This window comes from Kitasatospora sp. NPDC088779, from assembly GCF_040685395.1.
In the GTDB taxonomy this organism is placed as follows: Bacteria; Actinomycetota; Actinomycetes; order Streptomycetales; family Streptomycetaceae; genus Kitasatospora.
In genome coordinates this window covers 69159-93760 of record NZ_JBFBHW010000012.1, presented here as the reverse complement: position 1 = coordinate 93760, position 24602 = coordinate 69159, and the positions used below count along the sequence as shown (strand labels likewise).

The following is a 24602-nucleotide window of genomic DNA, read 5'->3' as shown; positions in this document are numbered from 1 at the left end:
GCCGCAGCGACATGGGCGGGCCGGTGAGCCGATGAGGACCAGGGTGGCCGGCCAGCCGATCCGAATGCGCAGGGCCGGGGTTCCCGCACGCACCACACCGCGGTGACCGCCACCCACCTGACTGGCGCGCTCGGCGCAGACCCAGCGCGCCGTGCCGATGCCCTCGCCCATCTGCCAACAACTCATTTATCTAGCAGTCGAGTTGTGCCCAACGTTGTCGAAGGGGCTGGAGGATGGCAGAGCCAGACCGGGACCGCGAACCCCGGTCGCCGATAGTTGAGGAGACCCGCCATGATGTTGCCGAACGTTCCCCTTGAGATTCCTGATGAGGTCCTGCGTGTCCGGGACCTGCGTAAGCACCTTTCACTCATGCCGGACGAGCACCTGGTCGCCGTAGATTTCGCCGGCCTCGACGGGATGGCGGGCTCTCTGCTCGGCTGGCCCGTGATGGCTGCGGTGAGCGACGAATCCGGCCGACGGGTTCCTGTGGTCGCCCTTCCGCAGGTGCCGGTCACGGACACCAGGGTCGTCCGGGTAGCCTTCCTACGCAGCCGGTTGGGCGAGATGCCGGACGACGCGCTTGTGGTGGCCGCCTGGGAGGACTTCGACGGCATTCGCCAAAGCACCGTCAGCGCCCCGTTCCGGGGCGTCTACGTGAGCGAGTCCTCCGGAGTGACGATGCCCGCAGCGATCCTGCCGTATGAGCTCAGCGACGCCACCGGCTTCGCCTACGACGAGATCGTCAACAGCCTCGGCTGGGAGTAGTCCGAAGGCACAACAGCCCGGGCGGGCACTCCGTAAATTTACGGAGTGCCCGCCCGGGCTCGACGTCGACCTACTCACGCGAGTAGGTCGCCTGTTTGCTCCGCCGCGCGGGCGGGCTGCCGCAGCCGGCGTGCGGCCGCAGGTCTGCTACCGGTGGCGGAGCAGCGACCACAGGACCGGGCCGGTGAGCCCGATGACCGCCGAGGTGGCCGTCGGCCACCCGACCTGGTTGTGCAGGCTCGCCGTGGTCAGTGCTCCGTGGCCGCAGACCGCGAGGTCCCGCCAGGTCACCGGCCGGTCCACCGCAGACGGCGGCGCAGAGCCTTTGAACTGTGCCATGATGGGCATCGTTCCCTTTCTGCTCAATCTCTGGCTGAATAGCGGGATAAACGGGTCACCCTTGCACCGGGTGGCCCGTTCTGCGTGCACTGAAGACTAGTGCTCCGCAGGGCTCAGGCAAAATCACCTTCCCGCGTTCGTGAATCACCCCAGCGTGCGGCCCCTATGCGCCGTCTCGATATCGAGCCGAGCAGACCTTCCGGGATGCCAGAAGCAGCCTGCGGTCATGTCCTGCGTACCCCTGCGGGATGCGCAAACTCCAGGCCAGGCGTGCAAGGTTGCACGTTTTCGATTCCGTTCGGGCGATCCGTTGGTTCGGATCTCCGGCGCTGCGGGCAGTGCCCGAAGGCTTCTGCGGAGTCAAATTCATAGAATTAAGCAACCGGATCTTATGGAGGTGCCTGTCGCTCGGGGCAGAATAGGGGTCTCAATACTGCTTAATGGGGGGTCGATACCAGATATTGCAACCCACTTATGGGAGCGCGGCCGCCGGGGGAGTCGCCTCGGTGCCGAGCCCGGGTCCGGTCGCCGTAGTGGGCTCCTGCTCCCGCAACGGCTCAAGAAGCCGTTGACCTGTGTGTAGTCGTACGTTCGGTTCCGTGAGTAGCCGCCGCGGTCGCCGTCCCGCCCTCGATCCGGAGGTGGAGAAGCGCTTGTTGGACGCGGTCCGGGCGGGCGTTCCAGTGAGCGACGCGGCGCCGATGGCCGGCATTCACCCCAGCACCGTGTACCGGTGGCTGGAGCGGGCGGAGCAGGAGCAGCAGCGGCGGGAGGCCGGCCTGCGGGCCAGGGCTGGTGAGCAGTCGTTCTGCGAGTTCCGCGACAGGTTCATGCGCGCGCGCAGCGAGGGCAAGGCGCAGCTGGTGCTGCTCGTGCGGAAGGCGGCGAGCGGCGGTCACGTGGTGCGGGAGCGCACGCGGACGGTGCGCGATCCGGAGACGGGCGAGCGGGTGGTGCAGGTCGAGCGGGACTTCGCCCAGCCGGACTGGCGGGCGGCGCAGTTCCTCCTCGCGTGCCTGGACCCGGACAGCTTCGGCCGGGCGGCGCAGACCCGTATCGAGGTGGCGCCGGCGGCCGGTGGCGAGCTTCCGGCGGCCCCGGGGGAGCGGGGAGGGGGTGTCGAGCGGCTGGCCGTGCGTCTGGCGCAGATTCGCGAGGAGTTCGCCGCGGAGCTGGAGGAGGAAGCCGCGGTGGTCGATGCGGAGCTGGTGGAGGGCTCGGAGCTGTAGGGGCTGGTCCGTCGTCGCGGCCGGCTGTGGCTGGGCGGCGTCGTCCAGGAGTGTCCCCTTCGGTCAGAATGCTCAACTCTTGTGCGCTCTAAGGCTGTTGTCCGGTTCTGTGCCCTTGGTGAGTGTGGGCTTAGTCGGGCCCGACGGGCCCAAGGGGGCAGGGAGTAACACACATGGCGAGCAAAGACGTTGAACTGGGCCGGGCGACTGCGGTGGTGGCTGAGCAGGTCGGTGCCGAGCTGGCATCCGCCAACCGCGTGCTGCACAGCGTCGGTCTCGGTGAAGTGCCGGACTACGCGATCAACGGGGGCGTGCTGCTCAGCACTGTGCCGCAGGAGATCCTGAGCCTGTCCGAGGTGCGGCAGATGGTCACCCTGGCCGCGCTGTGGCGGCTGTGGGCGAAGGGGAAGAACGTCGCCGCGATGCACCCCGACATGGCGTCGGAGCTGGCGACGTACCGGCTCGGCACGCTGCCGGGGCAGTTGTTCCGCAACCTGGCCCGCCACCCCAACCTGATGGTGGTCTTCGCTGAGCCGCCCGCGATGGAGCTCAGTGTGGGAGACGGTGGCAAGGGGCGGCTGTTGGCGATCCTCTTCAGCGGGCGTCGCACCCCGGACAAGCTGCTGTGCCTGACCAGCGACCACCGGATGGATGAGATCGCCGTCGCCGTGATCTGCGAGCCGCTAGCCGAGGACGGCACCCCGCTGCCCCCTCCGCCCGGCGGGACGACACCGGTACTGGAGTTCTGCCACCTGTCGATCCCCGCTCGGACTGGGGACAAGTTCACCGCCGAGGAACTCGCGCTGAGGATCGCCCGCAAGAGCGGCCAGGAGAAGCCGACCGACGCCCAGCGCGCGATCGTGACGAGGGCGCTGCAGGTCGCCGTCTACCTGTGCTCCTCGAAGGCGGACATCGCGGCTCCGCCCGCGCCGCGAGGCAAGGCCGCCAAACCCGGCAAGCAGCGGCGCTGGAACAAGCCGGAAAGCTTCCTGCGCCTGGGCTGGCGGCTCGGCCCACGCCTGAGGGCCGCCCGGGTGCGCGTCCAGGAAGCGCGGCGCAGCGCCGCCCCGAGCACCGGCGGCAACGGCTCGGCGGGGGGCTGGAGGCAGTACACCCACCAACGGGGCGGGCACCTCAAGACTGTCTGGTACGGGCCGGGGAAGACGCTCTCCGACTCGCGGTTGATAGAGCCGTACTGGGTGTCGGAGGACCTGCTCGACGAGGACGGGCAGGCCCCCGAAGGCATCATCCGGCCTGTGAGGTAAGGCTGTTGTCCGCCTCTGCGTGGGGTGGGGAGGGTGGTGGGGTCCGCCAATTGGCGGACCCCCTGTTGCCGAGCCCCGCCGCGAACGGGCCCTCCCGGAGGACCAGATGACCAACAAGGACCTGACCGACCTGCCCCCCGCTCTGGCGGCCCGGCCGCGAGACGAGAAGCGAGGCCTGCCGATCCCCGCCGTCAACGTGCACGATGATGGCGTCGACTTCGTGGTCATCAACGGCGAGGCCGCCCTGCGGCTGGCCCTCGCGGACTGGTGCTCGCTGTGCGGCACACCGCTTGAGGGGCCGGCCGCGTTCCTTGGCGGCCCGATGTCGGCGCAGACGGGCTGCTACTCGGACCCGCCGATGCACGAGGCCTGCGCGCAGGCGGCGCTCATGCTGTGTCCGCACATTGCCCGGCCGAATGCCCGCCGCGCTGGCGAGCGCCGCGTCGCGGAGGACTCTGCCGTGGCGGTCGGGTTCACCCTGGAGAAGCCCGAGGAGTGGGTGATGGTCGTCGCGTCCGGCTACCTCGTCGGCTCCACGCCCGCCGAGGGCGGCGGCTTGGTCCCGCTGTTCGTCGTGCGTGAGCGGCTGTGCGAGCGTCGATTCGGATACCAGGACGGCGTGTTGACCGAGACGGCCGCCGCCTGACAGCGCGACCTTAACGGCTGGCCCGGCCTAGCGTCCCGGCACACCAACCACCCGACCAGGGGAGGAAATCGTGCCGATCAGCAATCGGGCCGACCGCGGGCGGGAGGCGAGCCGATGAAGCTCGTCTCCCGCTCCGAGTGGGGCGCGGCAGCGCCCACCGGCGCCTACACCCGCATCAGCTCCACGCGCGGCGTCAAGATCCACTATGAGGGCTCGTCCGTGCCCGGCGGCCTGCTGGGCGACCACGGCCGATGCGCCGGCCACGTGCGCGACATCCAGCGCTCCCACCTCGACAACCGGAGCGAGAACTGGATCGACATCGCCTACTCCTTCGTCGTCTGCCCGCACGGGTACGTGTTCGAGGGGCGTGGCCTGAACAGGAAGAACGGCGCGAACGGCAACCCGGCACTGAACGCGGGCCACTACGCGGTCTGCGCGATGGTCGGCACCGCGGGGATCACCTCGCCGACCGACGCGATGCTCGACGGTCTGGTGGACGCCGTCGAGTACTGCCGGGCGCAGGGTGGCGCCGGCGGCGAGGTCCGTGGCCACAAGGACGGCTATCCGACGTCGTGCCCGGGGGACGAGCTGTACTCCTGGGTGCAGCGCGGCGCGCCCCGGCCCGGCGGTGGTGGGGGCGACGGCGGGACGCCCGACCCCCAGCCGTCGGGCGACAGCGCTGGCGTCTACACCGTGCAGTCGGGCGACACCCTCAGCGCCATCGCCGGGCGCTTCGAGACCGGGGTGGCGCAGCTGGTCGCGCTCAACGGCATCGCCGACCCGGACCGGATCCAGGCCGGCCAGCAGCTCCAGGTTCCGGCCCCGCCGTTCCCGGGGCGCGAGCACTTCGTGCTGGGCGCGCACAGTTCCTACGCCCAGCAGTTGCAGACCTGGCTCCAGGCGGGCGACTGGGGTCCGCCGTACCGGGTGGGGCCGAGCGAGGACATGGAGGCGCTGGACCTTCGGAAGGTGCAGGCGCTCCAGGAGTACTACGTCGGCGACCTCGGGCCTGCGGACGGGCTGACCGGGCCGTTGACGTGGCTGTACGCCTACCAGACCGCTCACGGACTGCGGTCCCGCTAGGGGTCAACTCAGCTGCGGGGCAGGCGCTTTGAGTGCCTGCCCCGCACTGAAAGTTACTGGAGTCATCTTATTTGACTCGGGTCTGTTTTATGCGAGGCTGGTCCTGCCAGCCGGGGACCGCGAACCCCCGGCCCGACGAAGGAGATAGCCCGATGACTGAAACCACCCCCGCCGACGAGACCCGCACCGAGGACGGCACCCGCCCCCGCCGCACCCTCACCCTGCGCCTCGACGTGCGGACCCTCGTGGCACTGGGCCTGGCCGGAACCGGGTTCATCACCGGCTCCCTGGTGATGAGCCACCCGGCGGCCGCCCCGGCCCCCGGCGCCCAGCCCGCTCAGACCCCGATCGTGCCGAGCCTGACGGCCACCCCCGTGCACCTGGGCACCGAGACTCCGACGGCCCCCGCCCTGCCGACCCTGGCCCCGGTCCTGACAAGCACCCCGACCGCCCCGGCCCCGACCGTTCCCGCCCTGAGTCCGATCCCGACCGTTCCCGCCCTGAGCCCGGCCCCGACCCTCCCGGCGCAGACCGGTGAGCAGAACGGCCCGGCCTCGGCCCCGGCCCCGCTCCCGGCCGTGACCGTCACCGTCACTCACGTGCAGACGGCCCCGACCGTCGGAGCACCGTCCCCGACCGGCGGCCCGAGCGCCTGCGTCCCGGCCCCGTCCCCGTCCCCGACGGGGGCGGCCAGCCCGGCCCCCAGCCCGAACCCGAGCACCGACCCGACCCCGACCAGCGTGCCGGTCACCCCCGGCCGCCCGACCTCCAGCCGCTGACCCCGCGCCTGACCGGCCCCGCCCCGGCGGGGCCGGTCAGGCCCCCTCTGAAAGGACGCCCACCGCCATGCGTGGCACCGCACTGCTCGTCGGCTCCCTCCTCGCCGGACTGGTGCTCGGAAGTATCAGCGGTGCCGCCATGGCCCGCAGCGCCGACGGCCCCTCCCCGGCCCCCGCCGTCACCACCTCCCAGTCCGCCGACCCGGGCTGCACCGTCCCGGCGGCCCCGGCCAAGCCCGCCGTCGGCCCGCCGAATCCCTCCCCGGGCCCGTCCCCGGCGCCCGCGCCGCGCGCGGCGTAGGCGTCCCCGAACCCGGGCCGGGCGACGTGACCACACACCGTCGCCCGGCCCGGAACCACCCCCTAGCCCACCGCAGGAGCAGACCCGTGACCATCAACAAGCGCGTCCTCATCGACCGCATCGCCCCCGTGCTCGGAGGCCGGCAGCCCGCCGCCCGCGCCATCGAGGCCGTCCTCGACGCAATCGTGCGTGCCGTCGTCGAGGGCGAGCCGGTGGCCGTCACCGGCTTCGGAACCTTCGAAGCCGTCGAGACCGCGAGCCGCAACGCCCGCAACCCCAAGACCGGCGGCAGGATCGTCGTGCCCGCGCGTCGAGTCCCCCGCTTCCGCCCCCACTCGCGGTTCCGCGACCTCGCCGACGGCCGCCGCGACCTGCCGCAGGACGGCAGCGCGATCCGCAAGGACCCCAAGGGCACCCACACCTCGACCGGGGGTGCGGCGTGAGCGGCCTCGTGGCACAGCTGGCGGCGCTGTTCGCCGAGTTCCAGCCCGAGCCCCCCACCCCGTACGTCCTGCGCCGCGACATCGACGTCTCCGGCGTCTCCGGTGTGGGCGTGGTGGCGGAGGGCTGCGTTTTCTCGGCCGCCGCCGGGTCCAGGGGCGTCACCCGCTGGCGAGGCGAGCGCGGTTCCACCGTCGTCTGGGACCACGCCGTCGACGTCGAGCCGATCCACGGCCACGACGGGGCGACGAGCGTCGTCCTCCTGCCGCTGCCGGCCATGATCCACGCGCTCACCTCCATCGCCGAACTCGGGCAGCAGCGAGGAGGTGACGAGTGGGCGCGGGGCTGGAACGAGGCGCTGCGCGCGGTCCATGGACTGGTCGAGCGCGCCCTGGCGTCGCACCTGGCGGCCGCTGAGGAGCGCACCAAGCCCAGTTAGATGTACTGAAGTTTTCTTTATTGACCTAGGTCTATTTCTGCGGGAGGCTGGTACCGCCAGCCGGGGGCCGCGAACCCCCGGCCCGACCTAGGAGAACCGATGGCCTTCAGCAACGGGACCCACCCGCCCCTGAACGACGGATCGACCGTGGAGTACCTCGGGCGAGTGGAGTCCCTGCGACACCAGATGCTCACCGCCCGCCCCGGCACGCTCCCCTGCGACACGTACGCGGACGAGAACGGCGAGCAGCAGCACCTGTACAACCTCCTGCGCGACGACGAGCTGGTGCTCAGCCACGTGCACCCCGAGGACCTCATGGACTGGACCCCGGCGACGGACGAGAACGGGCAGCTACTCGACCCCTTCGCCCCGGAGCACGGCTAGCTGAGTGGTCCGGCGGCAGGCCTTCCTGCCGCCGGGCCCCGCATCCGGTTCCGACCCGTCACCAGACCAGGAGCGCCCCCTGTGGAGCCGATCAGGGCCGTCTATCACGGCAGCAAGACCGAACTGCACGGCCGGACCTTCACTGTCACCGCCAACGAGGACTGCGCCGGCCACCCCGGCGGGCCCTTCGGCGAGCTGGACGAGTGCATCGTTCTCCGCGCCCCCGACGGCAGCGGCCTCCAGCACGTCCACCCGCGCAGCTTCACCGTCCTCGCCCCCGACGGCGACCCGCTCCACCGCGACGCCCAGGACGGCGACTGGACGTGGGTGCCCGGCATCGGCGAAGTCCGCTTCGCCTACGCCGAACCCACCTCCAGCCCCTGGACCCTGCGGATCCACTACTACGCCTACAGCGGCCGCTGGATGATCCTGTCCGAGCGCGTGAGCCGCGACGACCACACCGCCAAGCGCACCCGCTACACCTCCCCACACAACGTACTCGCCTGGCGCATCCGCGTCGCCCTGGACGACCTCGCCGCCGACCGCGACCACGCCGTCCACGACGCCTACGAGCGCTGCGCCGACCTCCTGGAACGGCGCATGCAGGAACTCGAACTCGGCACGCCCGCCGCGCCGCGCGCCGGCCACCTCGCGCTAACCCACTGACTGGAGTACCCCATGCGTGTCTTCACCAGCATTACCTGCCTGGACGACGGCCATGCCATCACCTCGGTGAGCGTCGCCCTCCTGCGCGAGGATGGCACCTCGTACTACGCCATCGACGGATCCATGGGGCGCGCCCGCATCGACCCCGCCCAGGCGATCGGGCCCGGCGTCGCCCACCTGCCCCTGCGAGACGGCCGCCTCGACCGCCGCGACCCGCACGTGCGCGGCCGCGACCGGCTGGCCTGCGAGCTCCGGTGGTTCCTCGAGGACACCCCGAGCCCCCAACTGTGGTCGTGGCGCGGGGACACCGACTACACCGTCCTCTCGCGGATGTGCCACCGCGCCGGGGCGCTGCCCCCGGGAGTGCCGGACTGGGTCGGCAGCCTGCGCCAGGAGGCCCACCGCCTTGCCCTGCCCATCACGGACCTGCCCCCGTGGCCCCGTACCGGCGCGCACCCGATGGCGATGGCCCGCCACTTCCTGCACATCGCCCGGTGCCTCGACGCGGCGGCCGCCACCGACCCCCTCGACCTGGACACCGCACGCTTGGCCGGTGGCCGGTGAACCTCCCCAACCACACCACCCTGATCGGCAGGATCCTGCGCGACCCCGAGCTGTACGAGCCCCCCGGCGGCGGGCTCGCCAAGACGACCTTCACCCTCCAGCAGCGCCCACTGCTGGCCGTCCCCGGCCGCCCGCGCGACCCGGAGGCCCGGGACCTGACCCTGCGCTGCATCGCCTGGCGGGACCTCGCGCACAAGATCGCCGAGACACTGCACGCCGACGACCAGGTCATCGTGCTCGGCCACCTCACCCAACGCGTACGCCGCCCACCCGGCCAGAGCCCCCACCTGATGATCGAGCTGACCATCGAGGCGATCGGCCCCCTGCTGTAGAACCCGTTCGGCGTGCCCGCGCCCTGCCCGGCAGGACGCGGGCACGCCGCGCTGTTCGCCAGCCCCCGCACCCCCTGATAGACATAGACGACCCCCGGCCCCGGTCGGACCACAGCCCGAAGGAGAGCACCGATGAGCGGCAAGGAGCCGGCCGCGACGCCGAAGCGCAGCAAGCCGCGCCGCACTGCGAGCCCCGGAGCGCGGCTCGCCGCCGCCGTTGAGGAGTTGCGAGCCGCGCTCGCGGCCGTCGAGGAAGCCGAACCGGAGCCGATGGACCTGCTCGACCAGCTGCGCGACCCGCTCGAGGTGATCGACAACACCGCCACCAGGATGCGCGAGATGCGCCTTGAAGGTGTCGTCGCCGCCTACCCCGACCGGTCCGTGCCCGTGTACCGGATCTCCGACGCCTCCGGGCTGGCCCCCGCCCTGGTGACCCGGTACGCCAAGCAGGCAGGGCTGGAGCTGCGCAACCGCCGCGCGAGCAGCTAACCGTCGGCCAGGGCGCGCAGCTCGGCGCGCAGGTCCCGGTCGTCCTCGTATCGGCCGGACTCCAGGGCTTCATGCGCCCAAGCGGCCACCTCCTCATCGTTCAGCAGCCACAATGAGGTCGGGGACTGATCGGGCACGCCAAGGCGGTACTCGTCGTCCACGTCGTCGCTGATGGCCTCGCCGTCCTTGCTGAGCTTCCCGACCTTGCGCAGGATCTCCTCCTCGCGCTCGCGGCGTTCGCGGACCTCCAGGACGAACGAGTCGAGGCACCCGAAGGCGAGTTGAGGGCTGACGGTAGCCCTTCGCCTCCGCCGCTCGATGGAGTCGCGCACCGCGATCCATCGACTACGCCGACTGTGGGATGCAGCTCGGCCGGGCCCCGCAGCATGGTCGAAGGCGTCGAGGACGGCTACCAGCTGATTGTGAGTCGGAAGAACGCGCCCGGCTAGGATCAGCTGGATGGTGCTCTTCGCTACCCGGTTCCCGGCGGCATCCGATAGGTCCTGGATGGCCTTGAGCGACGGCTGACCCGCCCGGGCCCGCATCTTCCTCAACCCCAGCGCCAGATTCGCCAAGGTCCGCCTGGGATGGGGGTTCCTGATCCGCACGACCACCGGTCCGCCAACCTCACGCACTCGGCGGTATCGCTGAGCAGTCGGGGCCTGCTCGGAGGCCAGAGGGGCGGCCCGCTCGATGGCCGCCGCCTTCCACAAGTCGCGGATGCCCTGCACCGCCGCCTCGCGCTGTGCCTTCGCGTCCGCAGGGTCCGCGGCCGCGCGGGCGAACGCGACGATGGTGCCGAGCCGGGGAAGCCGGTGGCCGCCGGCGGCCTGGCTCAGGGTCGCGGCGCCCTTGGGCATCCCGAGGGCCTCGGTGTGTTCTGCGAGTTCGGCGTAGGTGAGTCCGCCAGCCTCCTTCAACCGGCGCAGGGCGAGGGCGAGCGCCCGCAGGCGCGGGCCGGTGCCCGCCGGGACGGGGTTGGTGTGGCGCCCCACGATCAGCGCGCCCGTCCGTCGAGCCGGCGGCCGCCAGGGTGCCCGCGGGTGATCAAGCCGCTCGACGCGGTCGCCAGCACGATCAGCGGCTCCGGAACGGGCTTGCCGGTCAGCGTTAGCACGGCGAGCACCAGCACCAGGGTGGCCAGGAACGCGGCCTCGGGGCCGGACAGGCGGCTCTGGGCGAGAACGTTGGCCGGCGAGGGCAGGAACTTCATGCGAATCTCCTGAGGGACGTAGCGGGCGCGCTGCGCGGGTCGGCGGCGTTGTCGAGGTGATGGATCAACTCGGCACAGATGGCGGCCGGTTGCGTGCCGATCCAACCTCTATAGCGACCCGCCCCGCTACTCCGTTCGTGTCCCGAGGTCGATCGACGTCGGACTGCCGCGAGATCCAGGCGAGTGCGCTGAACTGCTGCTTCCTGCGACTTTGATTCGTTGGCGTCCAGCGGCCTCGGCCGCTCAGGCCCCCTCCGAACTCGGGCTCGGCGCCCGCCGGGGAAGGGCTGTCGGGCGTCCGTCGGCCGGTGGGAAGTCCCCGAACTTCGCCCCTCGAAGGGTGTGCCCAAGGGCGCCCGCCCGAGAATAGACTTAGGTCAAGAAAGCAGACGGAAGTCAGCTTCGTTGCCCGTCCGGACCGCGAATCCGGGCAGACCTCACAGGAGACACCCATGCGCGACAGCGACGTCATCACCGGCCGGGCCGACCTCGGCGCGATCGACAACACCACCGGCGAGGCGGCCTTCTACTCCCACCGTCAGCCCGCCTGGCACGGCCTCGGGATCGTCACCGAGGAGGCGAAGACCAGTGACGAGGTCCTGCACCTCGCCAAGCTGGACTGGCAGGTCGAGAAGCTGCCGATCCTGCCGATGAACAGGGGGAAGCTCGGCAAGAAGATCCCCGGCCGCTTCGGCACCTTCCGCGACGACACCGGCGACTGGGTCGGCGGCCTTGTCGGCAAGACCTGGACCCCCATCCAGAACCGCGACGCGTTCGCCTTCCTGGACGAGCTGGTCGGCGGCGGCCACGTCACCTACGAGACCGCCGGTGCGCTCGACGGCGGCCGGGTCGTCTTCATGTCGGTCATGTCGCCGAGCATCACCATCGACCCCGAGGGCGCGGCCGACCGCATCGACCTCTACACCCTGTTCGCCAACAGCCACGACGGCCGCTCGGCCGCCGTCGCCGTCGAGACCCCGGTGCGGGCGGTGTGCACCAACACCCTCGACCTCGCCGTCAGCAAGGCCGACCGCGTCTGGAAGATCCGCCACACGAAGAGCGCCCTCAGTGACCTGGAAGAGGCCCGCCGCACCCTCGGCTTCACCGAGCGCTACGCCGCAGCCCTGGAGGCCGAGGCCGCAGCCCTCTACCAGCAGGCGATGACCAACCAGGAGTTCGACAAGCTGATCACCCGGCTGTTCGGGGCCCCGAGCAAGGACGCGCGCAAGCACATCGTCGCCGCCTACGAGGAGCGCCGCGACCGGCTGCACCACCTCTTCGCCGAGGCGACGACCCAGGAGAACATCCGGGGCACCCGCTGGGCCGCCCTCCAGGCCGTCGTGGAGTTCGAGGACTACTTCCGGACCGTCAAGACCCCCGAGGCCCTGACCGAGCAGGAGCACCGCGCCAACCTCGCGATGACCACCCTGCTGCACGACCAGAAGAGCCCGCTCAAGGACGCGGCGAAGGCCCTGCTGCTCGCGGCGTGACCCGGCGGCCGGGGGCTCACGGGCCCCCGGCCGGCCGCGAGCCGCTCCACGTCACCCTGGCCGCGCCGCCCGGCGGCGCGGCCCCACCTGGAACGAGGAACCGCCATGTCCGAGAACACCCCTTTCACCATCGAGGCGGCCGATCTGGCCGACTTCGCCGCCGGTGCGTTCGGCCGGGAACCGGCCAGGCAGATCGTCTTCGTCGAGTTCGGCGAGCCCCTGCGCATGATCGTCGCGGACATCCCGCAGGACCCGCACCACTGGCCGTCCTTCGCCCGGGCGTTCATCGGCGACGTTGCCGAGCTGCCCCCCACCAGCACGGGACAGCGCGGCATCGCACTGCTCGTCTACGCCCGCGCCGGCCACGGCCCCGAGGCCATCGAGTGGTACACCGCGCTGTGGCGCCACCTCGCCGCCGCGTGCGCCCGGTACGGCCTGGCCGTGATCGAGAGCCAGTTCATCACCCCCACCCACTGGTGGCCCCTGCCCGCGGACACCTCCTGCGGCAACCCCGGCCCGGGAACACCCCGCACCGTCGATGATGCCGACCGGCCGACCGTGGACCCCCACGTCGTAGGCGGCGACGACCAAGACGGCGGTGGCGTGGTGGCCGACGCCCTGCGGTTCTTCGCGGAGGAACTGGAGGCCGGCGGCGAGGCGGTCATACGGGATCTCGAGCCGGTGCTCGACGCCGTGCTGACCGGCCGCCGCGGTGTCGACACGCTGACGGAACCGGAGGCGGCGCGGCTGCTCCTCGCGGTCCAGAACGGGGAGGTCTTGCACCTGGCCTCGACGTACTGCGAGCCCGGCGAGGTGAAGCGGGCGAGGTGGCTGTGGGCGCGTATCGCACGCCTGTGCACCGGCCGCCACCGCCGCCTGGCCGCCGCGCCGCTCACCCTGCTCGGTACCGCGCTGATGCTCGACGGCGACCTGGCGGCGGCCGAAGGGGCAGCGGTTCAGGCGTTGGAGGCCAAGCCCGGGGATGAGGACGCGCAGGCACTGCTGGGTCTGGTGGCCCTGGCCGAGGTCGACCAGGTGATCGGCGCGCCGGTCGGTGTCCCGGACTCGCTGCGGGCCGTCCTTCGCGAGCAGCGCGAGGGGTAGTCGCACTGCTGGCCGGCGCCGCCCGGGTGCCCGTTCCGACGGGATGCCACCCGGGCGGCGCCCCGGCCGCCGTGAATCTCGGAGGAGTTGGGGTGTGCCCAACAGGCACGCCCTCAAATAGACTTAAGTCAAGAAAGAAGACGGAAGTCCTCTCCTGTTGCCGCTCCGGACCGCGAATCCGGACTAAACCTGATAGGGACCCATGAACGACAAGCTGCTCGTGCTCAACGGCGCTGAAGGCCTGGTTCACCTGCTGCCGCACCTGTTCGACTACCACCCCGAGAACAGCGTGGTTCTCGCCGGTATCACCCCGACCGGTACGCCGCTCGGAGTCCTCCGCACCGGTCTGCCCGCCGACCCCGCCCACTGGCCGTCCCTGGCCGACGAACTCGTCGGCCACCAGCAGGACGACTCCGCGTCGTTCCTGTTCCCGATCCACCGGCTCGTCGCCTACGTCTGCCCCGACCCGGCCGACCCGGACTACGGGCCGCAGTCCCGCCTCACCCACCAGCCCATCGCCGACCACCTGCGCGAAGCCTGCCACCGCCGGGGACTGGTCCTGAGCGAAGCGGTGTACGTGACCCGGTCCCGCTACTGGTCGATGCTGACGACCGGCCCCAACGACGGGCACCCCATCCCCGAACCGCCCGCAGCACTCGACTCGACCCGCCTGCCGCGCAGCAGCGACGTCCTGAAGTCCCTCGCCCCCGCCACCGGGGCCCGGGCCGCCGCCATGACCGCGACCCTCGACACCGCCGTGCGCACCATGCACGCCGACATCCGCTCCGGCGGGCACCAGAGCGTCGTGGACGACGCGATCGACCTCGTGACCGCCACCATCGCCGAACTGGTCACCGGCGCCCGGCAGGCCAAGGACACCCCTGACGACCTCACGGCCCGACTGCTGCTCGTCCTCCAGTACCGCGACGTGCTCAACACCGGGCTCATGCACTGCGAGGACCACGAGCTGACGGCCGCGAACGAGCTGTGGCTCGCCCTGGCCCACCGCTGCCCCGCCGCCTACACCGACCACGCCGCCGCACCGCTCGCCCTCCACGCGTTCACCGCATGGGCACTCGGCAACGACGCCACGTCCCGACTCGCCCTCCAGGCTGCCGAAGTGTGCCTCCCGGGCCAGGACCTGACGGACTTCCTCCTCAACGTCTTCAACAGCGGATCGAGCTTCCACGATCTGCGCAAGCACCTGCGTGAGGCCCGCGCCACCCGGCAGGACCCCGTCACGGGCTGAACCAGCCGCCGTGGGGGCCGCCCCCGGGCGGCCCCCGCACCCACCCCAAGCCCATCCCGCGAACGGAGAGAAGTCTTGACCATCCACCCGGTGCCCGCCTTCGACGTCAGGAACCCGGCACAGGCCGTCGAGGCACTGCCCTACCTGCTGGGCTTCCAGCCCGACCGCCCCGAAGGCATGGTGTTCGTCCTCACCTACGACACCTTGCGCGAGCGCCCGCTGTTCAGCCAGAAGCTGACACTGCCCCGCGACGTGGAGGACCCGACGGAGACCGCCAACGACCTGCTGCACACCACGATGCACCGGCTGGAGGAGTTCAGCACCGGACCGACCAGCATCCTGCTGTACCTGTGCGCGAACGCGGAAGACGCCCGCGACGGCCACAACGCGATGCGCCAGCACCGAGGCCTCGCGGACGCGCTGATCCTCTCGGCCGAGACCCACGGCGTGGACGTCCTCGGCGTCACGTTCGTGACCCCCACACACTGGTGGGCCTACCACGACCGCAACCCCCACTACCGGAGCGAGGGAATGCCTGTGGACGGCCCGGACAACCCCGGACCCGTCACCGCGAACGCCCTCGCCTTCGGCATCCCCACCCCGCCCAGCGGGGCGAAAATCGCCGCCGCGTTCGAACCCGTCACCGGGACCGACGCCGACACCCACCGGGCCGCGATCCGCGAAGCCGTCAGCCTGCGAGCCGAGCGAGTCCAGGACAGCAGCTTCGACGCCGAGACGCAACGGCTCACAGCGATCCTCGACCGTCTGCTGCTGAACGGCGGCGACGGAACCCCCTTGACGGACCTCACCCCCGAGCAGACCGCCGAGCTGATCGTCGGACTGCGCCACCGGCCCCTGCGCGACGTCGCGCTCGGCTACATCGCACCGAACGAGCTCGCGCGCGCCCGCGAGCTGTGGGCGATGCTCGCCCGCCGCTGCGCCAGCGACAGCACCACCTTCGTCGCCCCCCCTCTGACGCTCGCCGGGTTCGCCGCCGCCGTCGCCGGGGAGATCCCGGCCGCGCTCATCGCCACCGAACGGGCAAGGACGGTCGACCCCCGCTACCTTCTGGCCGAGCTCCTGATGGAGCAGATCGTGATGACGGGCTCCGTGAAGGACCTCGCCGACGTGGTCCGGGAGCAGCGCGAAGACCGCCTGCGCGGCCGAGACAACTGACCGACCGCCCGGGGGCGGGTGCCAGTCACCCGCCCCCGGGCCTCGACCCGCACCGCCAGTCCGACCGCAACCAGGTGGGCACCGTGAAGTACAGCGAAGCGCAGTTCGAACCGGACGATGAGGCGGCGCCGGCCGTCGCGGACCCCGACACAGGGGAGGTCCGGGTCCTCGCCCGCCTGTGCGACACCTGCATCTACCGGCCGGGCAACCTGATGAACCTCGCGCCCGGCCGCGTGCGGCAACTCGCCGCCGAAGCCCTCGACGCCAACGGGCACATCGTCTGCCACTCGACTCTGCCCGCCCTCGCCCCACCCGGCACCAAGGGCGCGATCTGCCGGGGCTTCGCCAACGCCCACGGCAACGCGATCTTTGCGCTGCGCATCGCCGCCGCCTTCGGCCGCATCGTCGAGGTGCCGCCGCCGGCCAAGGCGACCGACTGACCCCACGCGCTACGCCGCAGCGCCGCCGACCTCGCCCAGCGCACCGCACTGCTCAGCTTGGACTGACTGCTCGCACCCGACAACTTCCTTTATTTCAGCGGCACTTGGTGTGCCCCGGAGTTAATGAGTTGGGGAGGCTGGTCAGGCCCGGTCACACCGGCCGGGGCACCCCGCCAACGCCAGGTCGCGCACAGCGGCGCACACACTCCGGAGGCCAGCATGACCACACAACCGCCCCTCACCCCGGGCCCCGCCACCCCCGAAACCGTCACCGCCGCCCGCGACCGGCACCGCCAGGCCGCCGCCGACACCGACCTCGGACCCACCGCCCGCCGCTACCACCAGCACGCCGCCTGCGCCTACGACTGGGCACTCCAAACCCTCGGCACCCCGACGGGCAGCCGCCACCTCGGCTACGCCCACGCCTATGCCGAGCAAGCCGCCCAGCACGCCCCCGCCACCACCCGGAAGACGCTCATCCTCCCCGGCCCGTTCTGCGAATGGCTGACCGAGAACAACCTGCTGCCGAACGACTACACCGGCGACGAACCCGCCGACCGACTGCTGCTCGCCTACCGCGCCGGCACCCTCTACCGCATTGACGCCTCCAGCTGGAATCTGAAGATCCCGGCTCACGACCCCATGGCGATGTACGAGCTCACCCAGCTCGGACTTCGGTTCAGCCAGCACTGCTCGCCCGACAACCCCCACACACCTGCCCAGGCGCGCGCCATGGTGGTACTCGCCGATCGAATCGGCGACCTCGCCAACCGCGTTTTGCACGACGCCAACTGACGCCGGGCCGGGCCGCACACCGGCCCGGCCTCAACCCCTACAAGGACGACTATGCCGACCCCTCGGCCGCTCCTTGCGCCCACCTGCCCTGCCCCCTACCGGCGCACCGACCCGATCCGCGCCTACCAAGAAGCGCTCCACCGCGAGGCCGAAGCCCAACAAGCCCTCGCCGTCACCGCCTACGAACTCCTCGCCGCCCAAGCCCGTACCCACGTTCCCGAGACCGCCGCCATCGAGTTCGAGGAAACCCTCGACTCCGACCGCATCCATGCCCTGTGGGCCAACCCCCGCGACCACCGCTACCCGACCCCACCCTTGCTGTGGCGCCGCGCCCCCGCGCTCTCCTGTGAACCGCCCTGGCTCAAGAAGGCGGACCGACTGCTGCCCACCGTGCTGCTCGGGGCGCACCTTCCCGTCACCAAGCTGGCCGGCCACCGGCGCCTACTCAACCTTCCAGCCCCGGACGTGGCCGCCGCCCTCGCCTCCCGGATCCGCCGAGCCTTTCCGCAGGCAACCGCGCTACTGCTCAGCCTCGACGCACGTCCGCGCGCCGTCACCGTCCAAGTCGCGAACATCGTCGGCCCCGACGGCGCCTCCCTGCACGCGATTCCCAACGAACACGACTGGGCAGCGCCAACCGCCCAGACGTGGTGGCGGCTCAACAAGGGCCACGTCGTCCGAGCGGTCCGCCACCTGTGGGCGCACCCCGACCACCGGTCCCGCGTCTTCCAGGCCCAAGGCCACCGCTCCCTGATGTGGAACCAAGGCCTTCAGGGGCTCGTTCTACCCGCCATCCCGGTCCTGACCGGCCCCACCGACTCCTGACACCCTGCGCGGGCCCGTAGAAGGCCTTCTACGGGCCCGCGCGCCGCACCCAACCGGGCGTGCTGCCCTACGGCTACGCGGCGGCGTACCTCGGTCTGCTCGGCACCGATCTCCGCGAGCTGCCGCCCGGGTGGCACGACGACGTGATCCGGGCCATCGCGGATCAGCCCCTCGGGTATGACGCCGGAGCGCCGGCCGAGAAGGAGCAGGCGAGCGCTCGGGATGAGCCCTGTGTCAGCCGCGGCGGGCGAGGGGAGCAGGCGCGATGCGGTCCACCTTGCTCGCCCGGCCAGGAAGTTGGCCCAGGCCGGTGTGATTTACCGTTGCCGATGCCGCGCTCAGGGGTTGACCCAGATCTCTGTCTCTCCGGTGCCGTAGACCTCAGGCATCGGATGATCCACGCCATGGCGCCACTGGTGCCGCGAGGCGTTGTGCTCCGTGTCAAACTTAATGTCGGAGTCGCGAGACTGGGCGCCGCACTCGCAGCGCCAGCGATAGAGCGGCCGACCGCCGGGCCCGTTGGACGCCGTGCCTGGCTGTGACGTAGCCCTGGTGAGGGCGCGCAGAACCTTCTTGATCACGGCCGATCTCCCTCTTCCAGCCCAAGGGTGATGGTGCGGAATCCCTCGACGCACCTGCTGGTGCCCCTCATTGCTCCTCCGGCCGCCAGGCGATCCTTTTAATCCGTAGGCCTGCCGATTTCGTTCGGAGCCCGTTTTTCGGTCCGCCACCCGTTGTGACCTGGTCTTTCTTGCGCCTACGAGGATGCGGCCGTGCGGTCGGCTCGTCCTTGATGGGGCGCGAGTGGGCCGCTCGTGGGGCGCCCGGGTCTGGCGACGGACCGTCAAAGTGTCACGCTGAGCTATGTATCCCTCGGTTCGGCAAGGCTCCCGGCAGGGCCTTCGCGCGCTGCCTGCGTGGCGTGGACTGGTACCGGATGCCCCGGGAGAGCTTTCGGGCCGCATCGATGACCACGCGGGCCGTCGCCTCGGCGCTGAGGTGGGCCGTCTCGGGCAGGACCGACGTGTACGTGTCGGCGGTCGTCATGATCGTGGAGTGCCCCAACTGGGCCTGTATGACCTTGAGATCGGATCCGCCGGTCAAGGCGAGACTTGCCGCGCCATGACGCAGGTCATGCAACCGGACAGGCGCCAGACCACTCCCGCGCACCATGTTCTGGAACACGTGGCCGATGTAGTCCGGGCGCAGCGGACGTCCGTAGGCGTCGGTGAATATGTAATCGGACTCATTCCAGTCAATTCCCGCTGCGAGTCTTTCCTCCTTCTGTCGGCTACGGTGTGTGTTCAGTGCATGGATGGTGCTTCTGTCGAGAGCGATCGTTCGCTCGCCAGCCCGCGTCTTGACCGGGCAGACCTCGAGCCGTCCGTTCTCCCGCTGCTGTAGTTGCCGGGCGACCGTGAGTGTGCGGCCCGAGGCGTCGAAGTCCGACCAGCGGAGCCCCGCGCCTTCCCCGCGGCGAAGACCGCGTAGGGCGTACAGGTGGTACAGGGCGTACAGCCGATGATCACTCGCGAACGCGAGGAACGCGGCGGTTTGCACGGGTGTCCACACGGCAACAGGCGGGCGCTCGCCGGTCCGCCTCCACTCCGCGACCCGGTTGTCCGTCCAGACCACCGGGTGCGGTCGAGGTGCTCGCGGTAGATCCAGGTGGCGAGCAGGGTTGGTGGCCAGCAGGCCGCTGCGCACCGCGTGGTTCAGAGCGGCACGCAGGGTCGCCTGCACGCGGCGCAACGTGCCGGCGCTGACCGGCCGGCCCGTGTTCTGGTGTCGACGGACGATGGTGCTGAAAGCCTGCTGGACCGAGTTGCTGGTCAGCTCACAGAGCAGCTCGCGGCCGAGCAGTGGCACGAGGTACTGCTCCAAGTGCTGCCGGTAGCCGCGGGCGGTCGAGGGCCGGAGGTGCGGCTCGACCATGTTGTACCAGCGCTGAAGCCACTGGCCGGTTGTGAGTAGCCCGCCCTGGCCGACGAGGTCGCGGTCTCGCAGGCGTTTGAGAGCGCGCTCGGCATCGGCCTGGGTTCGATAGCCGCCCCGACGCAGCCGGGACCGGCGATCGTCGACGGCCGCTGCCCTTGGCAACGCGAGATACCAGGAACCGTGGCCGCGGCGGCGGAGGTCCGGGCAGAGCCTTCCGAGCTGCCGGCCGGTGCGGAGGTCCCGGCAACCGCACCGCTTGTAGATCGTTCCAGTGCCACGCATGACGTCCTCCTTCCAGATTGCAGATGGACGCATAACCAGTGTGGACCCACGGCGTCAGCCGGCCGAAGGCTCTCGAATCTTCGCAATGCTCCTACGGCGGGCTGTTCTCAGTGGTGAGACATGAGAGATCGCGGACACGCTCTGGGTGACTGTGAGCCGGCGCGAGGAGACGGCGAGGGCGTCCGACCTCTTCGCTCCGGTGGTCGAGAAGCCGTGCCGGGCTGCGATCCGCAGCAAGGCGCAGAAGTCGTGCAGACGGTGATCTGATTCCGCACTGATTCTTCAGCGCACAGTGCGTGGGCCGACGGCATGTTCGCTCCGTTGGCAGGCGCATGGGGGAGTGCGCATCGGCGCTCCAGAGCTTCCTGGGGCGCGTGGCGCCGGTGAACGCGCCGTCTCCTCAGATCGAAGTTGTCCGAGTGCCGATCGAGTGTGGCCGCCCTGCTTTCGTTCGCGGACTCTGCCACCACTGCAAGACACGGCAATCAACATGGTTTCCCACGGCATGAGTTGAGAGTGCTTAGCGGTGCATCGGAGCTGTTCGCGGGCGGTAGCGTTTTCGGTGGCTCCTATGTGGAGCTGCCCCGGACGGTGTGTCACCACTGTCCGGGGCGTGAGTCGTTTGATCACGAGAAGGTTGGCACCTATGCATGACCAAACTGCCCGAAGGCGGGCTTACCCGCCCTCGCGGGCCCCTCAATCTAGCAGCGGCTCGCGGAAGCCCGTGGGATTGCGCGCGGCTGTCCTGGCCGCGTCCGGGGCGTTGTGCGGCAACGTGACGCCGGTGCTCGTCGTCGCGTGGATGGCACTGCGGGGCCTGCGCGTCGACGCCGAGCAGGTGCTGCTGGTCACGCTGTTGATGCAGGTTGGAGCCCCGAGGAGCGGAAGCGGCGGCTCGGCCTCGAGGCGCTGACCAGGTTGCCAGTGCTGCATGCCCGCGAAGGGGCTGGCAGCACAGGGCGCGCACCGCTTCCTCTTGAGGTCGCCGCCCGGGCCACCTGTCCGTGTCTGCAACCGAGTTGACGTGGGGAGGCCGAGATGACTGCTGACCGAAACCGACCCTCCCGGTGCCGGTGCCAGTGCCAGTGCCGCTCTGGCATCGGCTTCGCCGCCTTCGTGGCCCTTCAGGAGGAGGGCTACCTGCGCTATGTGCAGGCCCGGCTCGGAGACCGGGCGTTGAGCCAGGCCACGGTCGAGGTGGCCCTGGAGTGCGTGGAGGTCCACTGGGGCCGGGCGCTGTCGGAAAAGCGCCCGGGGGCGTACGCCTGGTGCATTCTGCGGGCCACTGTCGCCGCGGTCCTCGGATCCTGCCCGCCGGTGGCAGGAGGGGACAGGCTGCAGGCCGCGCTGCCGCCGGCGCCGGCGGATGCCGCGCTCCTGCACCACGAGCTTGGCATGCCGGTCGACAAGGCCGCCCGGCTGATGGGAGTCGACGAGCCTGACGTGCGTGTTGGCCTGCTGGCGGCCCGGCGGTTGCTGGGGGCGAACGCGGCCCCGCGTGGGGAGGTGGACTGCTCGAAGCTCTAATCGCATACCGAACGGACCGGCGCGCGCTCCGGGGCGAGATCGCCCGGGTCGCGCGAAGGTCCGTCATGCACGCACCACTTCACCCGATCCAGCGGTGGTGTGCTTCGCGCTGCCCATCTACGATGGGCGGATCAAGCCGCCGGGACCAGACCGGGGTTGCCGGACACCGAGGGGTACCGTGGGCGAGTCCGATCTGACGAGCCGGGTGAACGTGGAGATCCCGGCCGCAGCGAGGATGTACGACTTCCTGGGCGGCGGGACCAACAACTTCCCCGCCGACCGCCGGAGCGCCGAGGACCTTCTCGTCATCGCCCCCAGCAGCCGCGAACTGGTGTTACAGAACAGAGCGTTCCTGATGCGGGCGGTCGAGAGCATTGTGCGCGATCACGGGATCACCCAGATCCTGGACCATGGTTCGGGCTTCCCGGCCGAGCGCAATGTCCATCAGGTGGCCCAGGCCGCCGACCGGGACTGCAAGGTCGTCTACATCGACAACGACCCGACCGTGGTCCTTCACAGCCAGGCACTGCTCGACGAGAACGAGAACGTGCGGATCCTCGGCGCCGACATCACCGATCCGGCAGCGGTCCGCAAGGGCACCGAGGGCTTCATCGACTTCGACAAGCCGGTCGCGGCCCTGTTCGTGTCGGTCCTTCACTGCCTGGCCGACGATCTTCAGGCGGCCGAGGTAGTCCGCGAGAGCATCCGTGACCTGCGGCCGGGCAGCGTCGTCGTCCTATGCCAACTAGTCAGCGATCGCGCCGACTTCCGCCGACAGGTGACCGGCTTCATGCGAGAATGCACTGGCGGCAAGTGGGGGCGGGTGCGAAGCCGTGACGAGGTCGCCGACTTCTTCGACGGCCTGGACGTCAAGGAACCCGGGCTTGTGGACGTCAGCCACTGGCGCCCCGACACCGAAGTGCTCCCACGCCAGCGCAGCGACGAGTGGATCACCTACGGGGGACTGGCCGTCGTGCGGTGAACACCGCCGTCAGAGCTGCACCAGGTACCCGCCCGCTTCCCTCAGCAGCAACTCCCGGCTTTCGAGCCGGCCGAGGGAGTGCCCCATCAGGCGCCACAGCATTTCCTTGGCGTAGGTGAACTGCGACGGCCCCTTGGACTGCGCGTCCTCGTCGTCGGTCGGAGCCAGGTAGTCCGCAGCCATCAAGCCCTCGTTGTAGATGAGTTCGGGCAGGCCTGTGGTGCGGAAGTCGAGGTGGGTGATGCTGGTGACGCTGGAGGCGGCGGTGCAGGTACGGGGGATGATGCGGATGCCGTAGCCGGGAGTCTGCGTGAGGCGGATCAGCCGTTCCAGCTGTTCGACCATCACCTCCGGTGAGCCCACGGTCCGGGTGAGGACCCCCTCGTCGATGTAGTGCACGGTACGGACCTCGGCATCGCGTACCCGGTGCTGGCGTTGCAGCCGCAGCGCCACCCGCCGGTCGATCTCGGAGTCCATGGACCCGGGGAGGTCGCCGGCGATGAGCGCACGGGCGTACGCCTCGGTCTGGAGGAGACCGGGGAACACGACACGTTCGTAGCCGTACAGCTTCCAGGCCCTCGACTCCAGGGCGATCAGCCGCTCGACGAAGCGCGGCAGCAGGTCCCGATAGGGGGCCGTCCACTCAGGCTGCATGGCATGACGTGCCAGCTGTTCGAACTCGCGCAGGATCTCCTGAGGCACCTTGTACGTACGCATCAGCGCCCGCACGTCCTTGAGCGTGACCTGGTTATTGCCCGTCTCGAAGCGGCTGAGCTTCGAGGCCGAGAACCCGGCGGTCCTGGACGCGACCTCCTTCAGCGTGGCCTTGTCCCGCAGAAGACGAAGGCCGGCGCCCAGCAGAATGCGGGACGCGGTTGGACTGTCCACCCCGGAAGCCGCCATACGCGCAAACCCGAACACATTTTCGGAGAAATTTGGACCCTGATTACTGGCCGACACGCGGGACCTCCCCCAATAGCGAGCATCGACGCTCGATTGTGGCACAGCGCGGCCCCGCGTGTCGTGTCGCGAATTACCCGGGCTAGCGCGCCACTTGGGCGCACATGTGGTCGAATTCTCCGACCTTTGACCCGCCAAGGAACGTCCTGAACTCGTCAGGCGTGAAGACGAGCGCGGGCCCGTCCTTGTGTCGACTGTTCCGCATCGCGATGCCGCCCCCTGTCAGGACGGCAACCTCGACGCACTGTCCGACGCCGTTGCTCGCCGCCGCCTTGAGCCACTTCACGCCCGGGATCGTGTCCGCCTGAACCCCATTGGCAATCATTTCCCGCCGTCCTTCCTGTCGTGGAAAAAGGTGTCCGCAGAGCCCCTGCCTGCACGGGAAATAGCAGGTCAAAAGCCTAATGCAATCCCACCGCGCAATTGCGTGGGATGCGTGAATCCTAGGCCGCGTGAAATCGAACACGCCCGCCGCCGATCGGGTGAAGGATGGAGGCCTTATCGGATGGTAGGTTTGGCATTCTTTGCTATGTATTGATGCCCTGATTCCGGCGGCCACCGCTCGAAAGATTCAGAACCGATATCCCGGCCCGTTTATGGACCCCGGATCGGTCTCAGCGCAGCCATCGCGACCGAAGCCCGGGCCTGCGCCGCGCCCATGACCCCCCGCGGTCAAGGCTCGCCCCAAGGGCCCGCGAACGTCCCACCCGAGCCTGAGAACACTCTGTGGGGGCCGCACTCGGCACACCGGTATCCGAGTTTCAACCGGTCCCGGTTCGAAGGCGCCACCGCGTCGTGATCGCCGAGCGCATGACACGACCAGACGCCACCACCTTCGGGCGGCCCACGCCCAAGGGGATCCGCAGGCGACGGGTCACAGGGGTATCCGGTTGGCAGCG

General features: G+C 70.3%; 31 protein-coding genes. 24 read left to right on the top strand and 7 right to left on the bottom strand.

Annotated features, from left to right (window positions below; genetic code table 11):
- Positions 1-291 precede the first annotated feature (291 nt).
- Positions 292-765 (top strand): hypothetical protein, encoded by a 474-nt coding sequence (locus AB0P03_RS13905; protein WP_363628982.1) that lies wholly within the window; start codon positions 292-294, stop codon positions 763-765.
- A 147-nt stretch (positions 766-912) separates the two neighbouring features.
- Here AB0P03_RS13905 and AB0P03_RS13900 read toward each other — a convergent pair whose 3' ends face one another.
- Positions 913-1104: a hypothetical protein gene (locus AB0P03_RS13900; protein ID WP_363628980.1), complete on the bottom strand. Its 192-nt coding sequence runs from the start codon at positions 1102-1104 to the stop codon at positions 913-915.
- A 599-nt stretch (positions 1105-1703) separates the two neighbouring features.
- Here AB0P03_RS13900 and AB0P03_RS13895 point away from each other — a divergent pair.
- The 13 genes from AB0P03_RS13895 (at position 1704) to AB0P03_RS13835 (ending at position 9722) form a co-directional block, all read left to right on the top strand.
- Entirely contained in the window at positions 1704-2333 is a 630-nt protein-coding gene (locus tag AB0P03_RS13895; RefSeq protein ID WP_363628978.1) for a helix-turn-helix domain-containing protein, read from the top strand.
- Between the two features lie 173 nt (positions 2334-2506).
- Entirely contained in the window at positions 2507-3598 is a 1092-nt protein-coding gene (locus AB0P03_RS13890; protein ID WP_363628977.1) for a hypothetical protein, read from the top strand.
- Positions 3599-3704: 106 nt separating this feature from the next.
- Positions 3705-4244, top strand: a complete 540-nt coding sequence (locus tag AB0P03_RS13885; protein ID WP_363628975.1) for a hypothetical protein — start codon at positions 3705-3707, stop codon at positions 4242-4244.
- Between the two features lie 114 nt (positions 4245-4358).
- Complete coding sequence (locus AB0P03_RS13880) at positions 4359-5327, top strand: LysM peptidoglycan-binding domain-containing protein (RefSeq protein WP_363628974.1); 969 nt, start codon at positions 4359-4361, stop codon at positions 5325-5327.
- 152 nt (positions 5328-5479) lie between these two features.
- A complete protein-coding gene (locus AB0P03_RS13875; protein WP_363628972.1) occupies positions 5480-6106 on the top strand; it encodes a hypothetical protein in 627 nt (208 codons plus the stop codon).
- A 67-nt stretch (positions 6107-6173) separates the two neighbouring features.
- Positions 6174-6407 (top strand): hypothetical protein, encoded by a 234-nt coding sequence (locus AB0P03_RS13870; RefSeq protein WP_363628971.1) that lies wholly within the window; start codon positions 6174-6176, stop codon positions 6405-6407.
- A gap of 86 nt (positions 6408-6493) precedes the next feature.
- The gene (locus AB0P03_RS13865) at positions 6494-6850 is read left to right on the top strand and encodes an HU family DNA-binding protein (protein ID WP_363628970.1); all 357 of its coding nucleotides are present in this window, start codon (positions 6494-6496) and stop codon (positions 6848-6850) included.
- A complete protein-coding gene (locus AB0P03_RS13860) occupies positions 6847-7287 on the top strand; it encodes a hypothetical protein (protein ID WP_363628968.1) in 441 nt (146 codons plus the stop codon). Before AB0P03_RS13865 ends, AB0P03_RS13860 begins: the two co-directional genes overlap by 4 nt.
- Positions 7288-7386: 99 nt before the next feature.
- The gene (locus AB0P03_RS13855) at positions 7387-7671 is read left to right on the top strand and encodes a hypothetical protein (RefSeq protein ID WP_363628967.1); all 285 of its coding nucleotides are present in this window, start codon (positions 7387-7389) and stop codon (positions 7669-7671) included.
- An 81-nt stretch (positions 7672-7752) separates the two neighbouring features.
- Positions 7753-8337, top strand: coding sequence for a hypothetical protein (locus AB0P03_RS13850; protein WP_363628965.1), 585 nt, complete (start codon positions 7753-7755; stop codon positions 8335-8337).
- A gap of 12 nt (positions 8338-8349) precedes the next feature.
- A complete protein-coding gene (locus tag AB0P03_RS13845; protein ID WP_363628964.1) occupies positions 8350-8901 on the top strand; it encodes a hypothetical protein in 552 nt (183 codons plus the stop codon).
- Positions 8898-9233 (top strand): single-stranded DNA-binding protein, encoded by a 336-nt coding sequence (locus AB0P03_RS13840; protein ID WP_363628962.1) that lies wholly within the window; start codon positions 8898-8900, stop codon positions 9231-9233. Before AB0P03_RS13845 ends, AB0P03_RS13840 begins: the two co-directional genes overlap by 4 nt.
- A gap of 132 nt (positions 9234-9365) precedes the next feature.
- On the top strand, positions 9366-9722 hold the full coding sequence (locus AB0P03_RS13835; protein WP_363628961.1) for a hypothetical protein: 357 nt from the start codon (positions 9366-9368) through the stop codon (positions 9720-9722).
- Here AB0P03_RS13835 and AB0P03_RS13830 read toward each other — a convergent pair.
- A complete protein-coding gene (locus AB0P03_RS13830) occupies positions 9719-10717 on the bottom strand; it encodes a hypothetical protein (protein ID WP_363628960.1) in 999 nt (332 codons plus the stop codon). The genes AB0P03_RS13835 and AB0P03_RS13830 overlap by 4 nt on opposite strands.
- A gap of 2 nt (positions 10718-10719) precedes the next feature.
- Positions 10720-10935 carry a hypothetical protein gene (locus AB0P03_RS13825; RefSeq protein WP_363628959.1) on the bottom strand — a complete coding sequence of 72 codons (216 nt, stop codon included), beginning with the start codon at positions 10933-10935 and terminating at the stop codon, positions 10720-10722.
- 452 nt (positions 10936-11387) lie between these two features.
- Here AB0P03_RS13825 and AB0P03_RS13820 point away from each other — a divergent pair, with 452 nt between their 5' ends.
- The 7 genes from AB0P03_RS13820 (at position 11388) to AB0P03_RS13790 (ending at position 18014) form a co-directional block, all read left to right on the top strand.
- On the top strand, positions 11388-12425 hold the full coding sequence (locus AB0P03_RS13820; protein WP_363628957.1) for a DUF932 domain-containing protein: 1038 nt from the start codon (positions 11388-11390) through the stop codon (positions 12423-12425).
- Between the two features lie 105 nt (positions 12426-12530).
- Positions 12531-13529, top strand: a complete 999-nt coding sequence (locus tag AB0P03_RS13815; RefSeq protein ID WP_363628954.1) for a DUF4192 family protein — start codon at positions 12531-12533, stop codon at positions 13527-13529.
- Positions 13530-13731: 202 nt separating this feature from the next.
- Positions 13732-14778, top strand: coding sequence for a DUF4192 domain-containing protein (locus AB0P03_RS13810; RefSeq protein ID WP_363628953.1), 1047 nt, complete (start codon positions 13732-13734; stop codon positions 14776-14778).
- 75 nt (positions 14779-14853) lie between these two features.
- Positions 14854-15954: a DUF4192 domain-containing protein gene (locus tag AB0P03_RS13805; RefSeq protein ID WP_363628952.1), complete on the top strand. Its 1101-nt coding sequence runs from the start codon at positions 14854-14856 to the stop codon at positions 15952-15954.
- 83 nt (positions 15955-16037) lie between these two features.
- The gene (locus AB0P03_RS13800; protein ID WP_363628951.1) at positions 16038-16394 is read left to right on the top strand and encodes a hypothetical protein; all 357 of its coding nucleotides are present in this window, start codon (positions 16038-16040) and stop codon (positions 16392-16394) included.
- Positions 16395-16613: 219 nt separating this feature from the next.
- Entirely contained in the window at positions 16614-17189 is a 576-nt protein-coding gene (locus tag AB0P03_RS13795) for a hypothetical protein (RefSeq protein ID WP_363628949.1), read from the top strand.
- A 51-nt stretch (positions 17190-17240) separates the two neighbouring features.
- The gene (locus AB0P03_RS13790) at positions 17241-18014 is read left to right on the top strand and encodes a hypothetical protein (RefSeq protein ID WP_363628947.1); all 774 of its coding nucleotides are present in this window, start codon (positions 17241-17243) and stop codon (positions 18012-18014) included.
- A 338-nt stretch (positions 18015-18352) separates the two neighbouring features.
- On the opposite strand, the gene AB0P03_RS13785 is transcribed toward AB0P03_RS13790, so the two are convergent.
- Together AB0P03_RS13785 and AB0P03_RS13780 are read right to left on the bottom strand one after the other, a co-directional pair.
- The gene (locus AB0P03_RS13785; RefSeq protein ID WP_363628946.1) at positions 18353-18595 is read right to left on the bottom strand and encodes a hypothetical protein; all 243 of its coding nucleotides are present in this window, start codon (positions 18593-18595) and stop codon (positions 18353-18355) included.
- A gap of 271 nt (positions 18596-18866) precedes the next feature.
- On the bottom strand, positions 18867-20234 hold the full coding sequence (locus AB0P03_RS13780; RefSeq protein WP_363628944.1) for a tyrosine-type recombinase/integrase: 1368 nt from the start codon (positions 20232-20234) through the stop codon (positions 18867-18869).
- Positions 20235-20958: 724 nt separating this feature from the next.
- On the opposite strand from AB0P03_RS13780, the gene AB0P03_RS13775 reads away from it, so the two are divergent.
- From AB0P03_RS13775 to AB0P03_RS13765, 3 genes are all read left to right on the top strand, one after another.
- Positions 20959-21147, top strand: a complete 189-nt coding sequence (locus tag AB0P03_RS13775) for a hypothetical protein (protein WP_363628943.1) — start codon at positions 20959-20961, stop codon at positions 21145-21147.
- A 203-nt stretch (positions 21148-21350) separates the two neighbouring features.
- A complete protein-coding gene (locus AB0P03_RS13770) occupies positions 21351-21761 on the top strand; it encodes a hypothetical protein (protein ID WP_363628941.1) in 411 nt (136 codons plus the stop codon).
- Between the two features lie 178 nt (positions 21762-21939).
- Positions 21940-22743, top strand: a complete 804-nt coding sequence (locus AB0P03_RS13765) for an SAM-dependent methyltransferase (protein WP_363628940.1) — start codon at positions 21940-21942, stop codon at positions 22741-22743.
- Between the two features lie 9 nt (positions 22744-22752).
- Here the strand turns inward: AB0P03_RS13765 and AB0P03_RS13760 are convergent, their stop codons facing one another.
- Complete coding sequence (locus AB0P03_RS13760; protein ID WP_363628939.1) at positions 22753-23703, bottom strand: helix-turn-helix transcriptional regulator; 951 nt, start codon at positions 23701-23703, stop codon at positions 22753-22755.
- 82 nt (positions 23704-23785) lie between these two features.
- Positions 23786-24028, bottom strand: coding sequence for a DUF397 domain-containing protein (locus tag AB0P03_RS13755; protein WP_363628937.1), 243 nt, complete (start codon positions 24026-24028; stop codon positions 23786-23788).
- Between the last annotated feature and the right edge of the window lie 574 nt (positions 24029-24602).

Coding starts and splice junctions, on each gene's coding strand:
- AB0P03_RS13905 (WP_363628982.1), top strand. CDS start 292: ATGATGTTGCCGAACGTTCCCCTTGAGATTCCTGATGAGGTCCTGCGT.
- AB0P03_RS13900 (WP_363628980.1), bottom strand. CDS start 1,104: ATGGCACAGTTCAAAGGCTCTGCGCCGCCGTCTGCGGTGGACCGGCCG.
- AB0P03_RS13890 (WP_363628977.1), top strand. CDS start 2,507: ATGGCGAGCAAAGACGTTGAACTGGGCCGGGCGACTGCGGTGGTGGCT.
- AB0P03_RS13885 (WP_363628975.1), top strand. CDS start 3,705: ATGACCAACAAGGACCTGACCGACCTGCCCCCCGCTCTGGCGGCCCGG.
- AB0P03_RS13880 (WP_363628974.1), top strand. CDS start 4,359: ATGAAGCTCGTCTCCCGCTCCGAGTGGGGCGCGGCAGCGCCCACCGGC.
- AB0P03_RS13875 (WP_363628972.1), top strand. CDS start 5,480: ATGACTGAAACCACCCCCGCCGACGAGACCCGCACCGAGGACGGCACC.
- AB0P03_RS13870 (WP_363628971.1), top strand. CDS start 6,174: ATGCGTGGCACCGCACTGCTCGTCGGCTCCCTCCTCGCCGGACTGGTG.
- AB0P03_RS13855 (WP_363628967.1), top strand. CDS start 7,387: ATGGCCTTCAGCAACGGGACCCACCCGCCCCTGAACGACGGATCGACC.
- AB0P03_RS13845 (WP_363628964.1), top strand. CDS start 8,350: ATGCGTGTCTTCACCAGCATTACCTGCCTGGACGACGGCCATGCCATC.
- AB0P03_RS13835 (WP_363628961.1), top strand. CDS start 9,366: ATGAGCGGCAAGGAGCCGGCCGCGACGCCGAAGCGCAGCAAGCCGCGC.
- AB0P03_RS13825 (WP_363628959.1), bottom strand. CDS start 10,935: ATGAAGTTCCTGCCCTCGCCGGCCAACGTTCTCGCCCAGAGCCGCCTG.
- AB0P03_RS13820 (WP_363628957.1), top strand. CDS start 11,388: ATGCGCGACAGCGACGTCATCACCGGCCGGGCCGACCTCGGCGCGATC.
- AB0P03_RS13815 (WP_363628954.1), top strand. CDS start 12,531: ATGTCCGAGAACACCCCTTTCACCATCGAGGCGGCCGATCTGGCCGAC.
- AB0P03_RS13810 (WP_363628953.1), top strand. CDS start 13,732: ATGAACGACAAGCTGCTCGTGCTCAACGGCGCTGAAGGCCTGGTTCAC.
- AB0P03_RS13795 (WP_363628949.1), top strand. CDS start 16,614: ATGACCACACAACCGCCCCTCACCCCGGGCCCCGCCACCCCCGAAACC.
- AB0P03_RS13790 (WP_363628947.1), top strand. CDS start 17,241: ATGCCGACCCCTCGGCCGCTCCTTGCGCCCACCTGCCCTGCCCCCTAC.
- AB0P03_RS13780 (WP_363628944.1), bottom strand. CDS start 20,234: ATGCGTGGCACTGGAACGATCTACAAGCGGTGCGGTTGCCGGGACCTC.
- AB0P03_RS13755 (WP_363628937.1), bottom strand. CDS start 24,028: ATGATTGCCAATGGGGTTCAGGCGGACACGATCCCGGGCGTGAAGTGG.